Origin of the sequence: Stackebrandtia sp., assembly GCF_035643755.1 — a bacterium.
Lineage (GTDB): Bacteria > Actinomycetota > Actinomycetes > Mycobacteriales > Micromonosporaceae > Stackebrandtia.
Map to the genome: position 1 here is coordinate 22954 of NZ_DASQPW010000312.1, position 6112 is coordinate 29065.

The window sequence follows — 6112 nt, forward strand, 5'->3', positions numbered from 1 at the left end:
CCGGGCCCTGTGGTGCGCTCGAGTCTGCGATTACGTCTGTCCTTCCGCCGATCCGCCCGCGATCACTCGGATGATCTTGTCGTCGCCCTTATGGGGTTGCCCGCCGTGCTCCCGATTCGAGGTGCTGATCCACAAGGTACCATCGGGGGCCGCCGCGACGGCGCGTAGCCGACCCAACTCGTTGTTCTGGCTCTCGGCCGGCTTACCGTCCAGTTTGCCCTTCTTGTCAAACTTAAAGGTACGCAACCGTTGCCCCGTCAGGCAAGCCGTCACCATCGCCGATTCGGCGAACGCCGCCCCCGCGCACTCGCCCTCGCTGGTCTTCCAGGTGGTCACGGGGCTTTCGTACGTGCCGCCCGAGCTGGCGCCCTCCACCTGCGGCCAGCCGTAGTTGCCGCCGGGCTTGATCTTGTTGAGCTCGTCCTCCTTGTCGCCGAACTCGGTGGCGTACAGGCGCTTCTTCGAATCCCAGGCCAGCCCCGCGGAGTCGCGGTGCCCGTACGAGTACACAAGGGACTTGCCGAAGGGGTTGTCGGACGGGGCCTTGCCCTTGGTATCCATCCGCAGGATCTTGCCCGCCAGCGACTTCTTGTCCTGCGCGTCGTCGGCCTTCTCGGCGTCGCCCGTGGTGGCGTACAGGTCGCCGTCGGGGCCGAAGGCCAGCTGGCCGCCGTTGCGGGTGTCGGACTTCGGGATCCCCGTGACGATCGGCTTCGGTTTGCCGCCGTCCTTCAGCTTCGCGATCCGATTGTCCGAGTCGGTGGTGTAGTAGATGTACACCGTCTTGTCCTTGGCGTAGTCGGGCGAGGCCGCGATGCCCAGCAGCCCACCGTCTCCCGAGTGCGAAACCCCGCCCACCGTCTGCACGGTGTCCACTTTGGCCTTGTCGCCCTTGTTCTTCGGCGGGGTGACCGACAGGATCTTGCCCGTGTCGCGCTCGGTGACCAGCGCGGACTTGTCGGGCAGGAACGTGATTCCCCACGGCACCTTGAGATTGTCGGCCACGACATCGGAGGTCACCGAGGGGTCGGCCGACTTCGACGACGAGGACGAGTTCGACGGCAGGTCGGGCGGATCGCCCGAGTCGTCGGGCGGCGGCGCGCCGAAGGAGCAGGCCGACGCGGTCGCCAACACGGTCAGCGCGGCACCGCACACGCGGATGGCTCGAGAAGTCACATCGAAAGGGTAACTGCCGCCGCTAGTAGCCTTCCTGGACATGAAGGCTTGGATCTCGCACGAAGAGGGCCTCGCCACCCTGGGGGAGATTCCGAACGGGGTGACGGTGGAGGTCTACCACGGTGGCGACGAGTACCCCTCCGATCCCGCGACCGTCGAGTTCTGGTCTCCGCCGTTCCTCAGCGGCCACAAGGCCACCCGACGGCTGGCCGACATGACGGGTCTGAAGGTGGTCCAGCTGATGTCGGCCGGGGCCGACGTGTGGGAACCCCTGGTGCCCAGGTCCGTCATCCTGTGCGACGCCATGGGCGTGCACACGGCGTCGACGTCGGAGTGGACGGTGGCGGCGATCCTGGCCTCGCTGCGCGGCTTCGACGACTTCGCCCGCGCCCAGCACCGTCGCGAGTGGAGGACCGCGCGGCGCGACACCCTGGCGGGCAAGCGGGTCCTCATCGTCGGTGCGGGCGACATCGGCGGCGCGATCGCGCGGCGGGTCGAGGTCTTCGAGGCCGAGCCCGTGCTGGTGGCGCGCCGCGCCCGCGACGGGGTGCACGGCGTGGACGAGCTGCCCGAGCTGCTGCCGTCGGCCGACATCGTGGTGATGATCGTTCCGCTCACCGACGCCACCCGCGGCATGGTGGACGCGGCCTTCCTGGCGCGGATGCGCGACGGCGCGCTGTTGGTCAACGCCGCGCGCGGCCCCGTGGTCGACACGGACGCGCTGGTCGCGGAGGTGGCCGCGGGGAGGCTGCGCGCCGCCCTGGACGTCACCGACCCCGAGCCGCTGCCCGAGGACCACCCACTATGGACCCTCGAGGGCGTGTTGATCACCCCGCACGTCGGCGGCGCGATCCGCGACGTGCTGCACAACATGTACGCCCTGGTCGGTGACCAGCTTCGCCGCTACGCCGCTGGCGAACCGCTGCGCAACATCGTGTCCAACGGCTACTGACCCGGTCTCAGTCCTCGTCGTCGGGCGCGTCGTCGGCCTCGCGCAGCTCGCTGCCGCTGGCCTCGATCAGGCGCGGCAGGTCGACGGGGCGGACGCTGGGCAGCGCGATCCGCGCCCCCGAATCGAGCAGCAGGAACACGGTGCGCCCGTCGGCGTCGAAGCCGTCGACCTGGCCCCAGGAGTACTCGCGGGCGCCCAACAGCGCCTTGACGCGCAGGCCGTCGGCGTCGACGTCGACGCCCGATCGCAGCGACCACACGGCGATCAGCAGCGGGATGGCGATGGCCACCACCGCCAGCGGCACCAGGATGTCGCGCTTCCAGCCGTGCAGTTCGACGAAGACGCTGCCCGCGAAGGGCATGACGAACACCAGCATGAGGATGGCGGCGAGCCACACGGCCCCGCTGCGCCGAAACCGCATGCGATGCGCACTGGCGTTGACGACGGTCATACCGGCAATGTTGTCACGGCCTTTGGCCACCTGTTTGCCCGCCCACGCCGCTTGTGGGGGCCGAATGTCGTACCGTCGGGGGAGGCTGTGAGCCTGATCTCCACAGCGCTGTGAAGGAGCGTCCACCAATGACCTATCTCTTGGCGATCGGAACGAAGAAGGGCCTGTTCACGGCCGTCAGCGACGATCGGGAGTCGTGGCGCGTCACCGGGCCGATCCAGCTGGGCGGCGACGCCAGCACGTTGCAGTCGGGGGTGTACGCCGTGGGCATCGACACCCGGCGCGACACGCCGCGGCTGTTGGTGGGCGCCGACAGCGCGCACTTCGGGCCCAGCGTGTGGCACTCGGACGACCTGGGCGCCACCTGGACCGAGCCGGCCGACAACGCGCCGATCGCGCTGCCCGCGGGCGCCGACAAGTCCTTCGCCCGCTGCTGGCAGTTCGCCTTCGGCCTGGACCCGGACGTGGTGTACGCCGGGGGAGAGCCGCACTCCTTCTTCCAGTCCAACGACGGCGGTCTGACGTTCACCATGAACCAGGCGTTCTGGGACCACCCGCATCGGCCGACCCTGTTCCCGGGCGCCGGGGGCGCGGCGATCCACACGATCCTGCCGCACCCCACCGATCCCGCCAAGATCTCGATCGCGATGTCGGGCGGCGGCTTCTACCGCACCGACGACGGCGGCGACAGCTGGAACCCGTACAACCAGGGAATTCGCGCCGACTTCTTCCCGGACCCGTACCCGGAATACGGCCAGTGCGTCCACAAGGCGGCGCGGGCGGCGGGCGACCCGAACCGGATGTACGTCCAAAACCACGGCGGCGTCTACCGCAGCGACGACGAGGGCGGCAAGTGGACGTCCATCGCCGACGGCCTGCCGTGCGACTTCGGCTTCGCCATCGTGGCGCACCCGCACCGCACCGACACCGTGATCAACTTCCCGATCAACGCCGACGCCAACCGCTTCCTGCCGGACAACCAGCTGCAGGCGTGGCGCAGCGACGACGGGGGCGACACCTGGCGTTCGGTGAGCCACGGGCTGCCCACCGACCCGTACTTCGGCATCGTGCTGCGCGACGCGGCCAGCACCGACGGCGAGCAGGTGCCGGGCTACTACTTCGGCACCCGCTGCGGCGACGTCTTCTCCACCACTGAGGACAGTGAGAAGTGGACCCAGGTCACCTCGCACCTGCCGGACGTGCTGTGCGTCCGCGCCGCCCGGGTGTGATGCGCCGATGAGCGTCACCGTCTTCATTCCGGGCGCGCTGCGCGGCGAGGCCGAGGGTGCCGCGAGCCTCGACGTCGCCGTCGACGCCGCGGCCACCCTGACCACGGTGCTGGACGCGGTGGGGCTGCGCTATCCCCGGCTGGATCGCCGGATCCGCGACGAGCACGGCCAGGTGCGCCGTCACGTCAACGTCTTCGTGGGCGAGGACGAGTGCCGCCGGCTGTCCGGTGTCGCCACCGCGGTGCCCGACGGCGCCGAGGTGCGGGTCCTGCCATCGATAGCGGGCGGCTGACCGCGCGGCACGGATATACCCGGTAATGGCCCAACTGGTCATACCCTACTAACTGTAGGGTCATTAGGATTCGCCGCCATGGCGTACCGAAGATCCCGGGGGTTCGCGGCCCTGGCCCTGGCGAGCGGGCTGGTGGCGCTGTCGACGGTGGCGCTGTGGCGGCGCCGCCGGTTCGTGGCGATCACCGTGGACGGCATGAGCATGAGCCCGGCGCTGTACCCGGGCGACAAGGTGATGATCCGGCGCGGCATCAAGGGTCTGGACTCCGGCCGCATCGTCGTGGTGGCCCGCCCGAACTCGGTGTACGGCTGGAAGCAGGCCGAGCCGGCCACCGGCGACCTCGACGTCAGCCACTGGTTCATCAAGCGGGTGGCCGCCGTGGGCGGCGACCCCTACCCGCCACAGGTTCCCGGCGAGGGCACCGTCCCGTCTGGACACGTCATCGTGCTGGGCGACAACCAGCGCCACAGCGACGATTCCCGGCTCTACGGCCCCTGCCCGGTTGACCAGATCCTCGGCGTCAAGGTCGGCAGGGTGATCCGCTGACGTCGGGCCCCTTATAGGGCATAATCGCCCCCGTATCCGAATATCCCGGCGAGTCCGGTGGGGAATCCGAGACGGTGATGGGGGTGGCAGTCGTGGCGGCATCGCGTCTGTGGCAGACCAAGTCGATCGAGCAGACGATCGCCGATACCGACGAGCCCGGGCACCGGCTGAAACGCACCCTCGGCCCGCTCGACCTGACGGTCTTCGGCGTCGCGGTCGTGATCGGCGCCGGCGTCTTCACCGTGGCGGCCAGCACCGCCGGCGACAAGGCCGGCCCCGCCGTGATCCTGTCGTTCGTGCTCGCCGCGGTCGCCTGTGGACTGTCGGCGCTGTGTTACGCCGAGTTCGCCTCGACCGTCCCGGTGGCCGGCAGCGCCTACACCTACTCTTACGCGGTGTTCGGGGAGTTCATCGCCTGGATCATCGGCTGGGACCTGATTCTGGAGTTCGCCGTGGCCGCCGGCGCCGTCACCAAGGGCTGGTCGAGCTACCTCCAGCAGTGCCTGAGTCTGTTGGGCGCCAACCTGGCCACCACCGTCCAGGTCGCGGGGATCAGCGTCGACTGGGGCTCGCTGCTGCTGGTGGCGGCCCTGACGATCGTGCTGGCCACCGGCATCAAGCTGTCGGCGCGGGTCAGCACCGTCATCACCGCCATCAAGGTCACCGTGGTGCTGCTGGTCATCGTGGTCGGCCTGTTCTACATCACCCCCGGCAACTTCACGCCGTTCATCCCGCCCAGCCAGCCCGCCCCGCCGGGCTCCAGCGGACTGGACTCCACCCTGTTCGCGGTCATGCTCGGCGACGTCGGCACCAAGTACGGCTGGTTCGGCGTGCTGGCCGGTGCGTCCATCGTGTTCTTCGCGTTCATCGGCTTCGACATCGTCGCCACCACCGCCGAGGAGACCCGCAACCCGCAGCGCGACATGCCGCGCGGCATCATCGGCTCGCTGGCCGTGGTCACGGTGCTGTATCTGGGCACCGCGATCGTCATGACCGGCATGCAGAAGTACACGGCGCTGGCCACCAGGACCGATCCGAAGACCGGGGAACCCATCACCGCCAATCTCGCCACCGGCTTCACCGCCAAGGGCGTCGACTGGGCGGCCACCATCGTGTCCTTCGGGGCGCTGGCCGGCCTGACCACGGTGGTGCTGGTGCTGCTGCTCGGCCAGATCCGGGTGCTGTTCGCGATGTCCCGCGACCGGCTGATGCCCGGCTCCTGGTCGGTGACGGGCTCCGGCGGCACGCCGGTGCGCATGACCTACGGCATCGGGATCTTCGTGGCGATCCTTGCCACGTTCTTCCGCGCCGACAAGCTGGCCGAGATGGTGAATGTCGGCACCCTGTTCGCCTTCGTGCTGGTGTCGATCGGCGTGATCGTGATGCGACGGCGCCGCCCCGACCTGCGGCGCGGCTTCCGGGCGCCCTGGGTGCCGGTAGTGCCGATCCTGGCGGTGATCACCTGC

General features: G+C 69.4%; 7 protein-coding genes. 5 read left to right on the forward strand and 2 right to left on the reverse strand.

Features of this window, described 5'->3' with window-relative positions; genetic code table 11:
* Positions 1 to 30 precede the first annotated feature (30 nt).
* Complete coding sequence (locus tag VE172_RS24585; RefSeq protein WP_324804654.1) at positions 31 to 1176, reverse strand: PQQ-dependent sugar dehydrogenase; 1146 nt, start codon at positions 1174 to 1176, stop codon at positions 31 to 33.
* Between the two features lie 40 nt (positions 1177 to 1216).
* Here VE172_RS24585 and VE172_RS24590 point away from each other — a divergent pair, with 40 nt between their 5' ends.
* A complete protein-coding gene (locus VE172_RS24590; RefSeq protein WP_324804655.1) occupies positions 1217 to 2128 on the forward strand; it encodes a 2-hydroxyacid dehydrogenase in 912 nt (303 codons plus the stop codon).
* 7 nt (positions 2129 to 2135) lie between these two features.
* Here the strand turns inward: VE172_RS24590 and VE172_RS24595 are convergent, their stop codons facing one another.
* Positions 2136 to 2579 (reverse strand): PH domain-containing protein, encoded by a 444-nt coding sequence (locus VE172_RS24595; protein WP_324804656.1) that lies wholly within the window; start codon positions 2577 to 2579, stop codon positions 2136 to 2138.
* A gap of 128 nt (positions 2580 to 2707) precedes the next feature.
* Here VE172_RS24595 and VE172_RS24600 point away from each other — a divergent pair, with 128 nt between their 5' ends.
* The 4 genes from VE172_RS24600 to VE172_RS24615 form a co-directional block, all read left to right on the forward strand.
* The gene (locus VE172_RS24600) at positions 2708 to 3808 is read left to right on the forward strand and encodes a WD40/YVTN/BNR-like repeat-containing protein (protein ID WP_324804657.1); all 1101 of its coding nucleotides are present in this window, start codon (positions 2708 to 2710) and stop codon (positions 3806 to 3808) included.
* Positions 3809 to 3815: 7 nt separating this feature from the next.
* Positions 3816 to 4100, forward strand: coding sequence for a MoaD/ThiS family protein (locus tag VE172_RS24605; RefSeq protein WP_324804658.1), 285 nt, complete (start codon positions 3816 to 3818; stop codon positions 4098 to 4100).
* Positions 4101 to 4178: 78 nt separating this feature from the next.
* The gene (locus VE172_RS24610; RefSeq protein WP_324804659.1) at positions 4179 to 4646 is read left to right on the forward strand and encodes a S26 family signal peptidase; all 468 of its coding nucleotides are present in this window, start codon (positions 4179 to 4181) and stop codon (positions 4644 to 4646) included.
* 92 nt (positions 4647 to 4738) lie between these two features.
* On the forward strand, positions 4739 to 6112 hold a 1374-nt coding region (locus VE172_RS24615; protein WP_324804660.1), incomplete at its 3' end, for an amino acid permease.

What these genes read in the sequence shown, in the direction of transcription:
- VE172_RS24610 (WP_324804659.1), top strand. Translation starts at nt 4,179, where the DNA reads ATGGCGTACCGAAGATCCCGGGGGTTCGCGGCCCTGGCCCTGGCGAGC.
- VE172_RS24605 (WP_324804658.1), top strand. Translation starts at nt 3,816, where the DNA reads ATGAGCGTCACCGTCTTCATTCCGGGCGCGCTGCGCGGCGAGGCCGAG.
- VE172_RS24595 (WP_324804656.1), bottom strand. Translation starts at nt 2,579, where the DNA reads ATGACCGTCGTCAACGCCAGTGCGCATCGCATGCGGTTTCGGCGCAGC.
- VE172_RS24600 (WP_324804657.1), top strand. Translation starts at nt 2,708, where the DNA reads ATGACCTATCTCTTGGCGATCGGAACGAAGAAGGGCCTGTTCACGGCC.
- VE172_RS24590 (WP_324804655.1), top strand. Translation starts at nt 1,217, where the DNA reads ATGAAGGCTTGGATCTCGCACGAAGAGGGCCTCGCCACCCTGGGGGAG.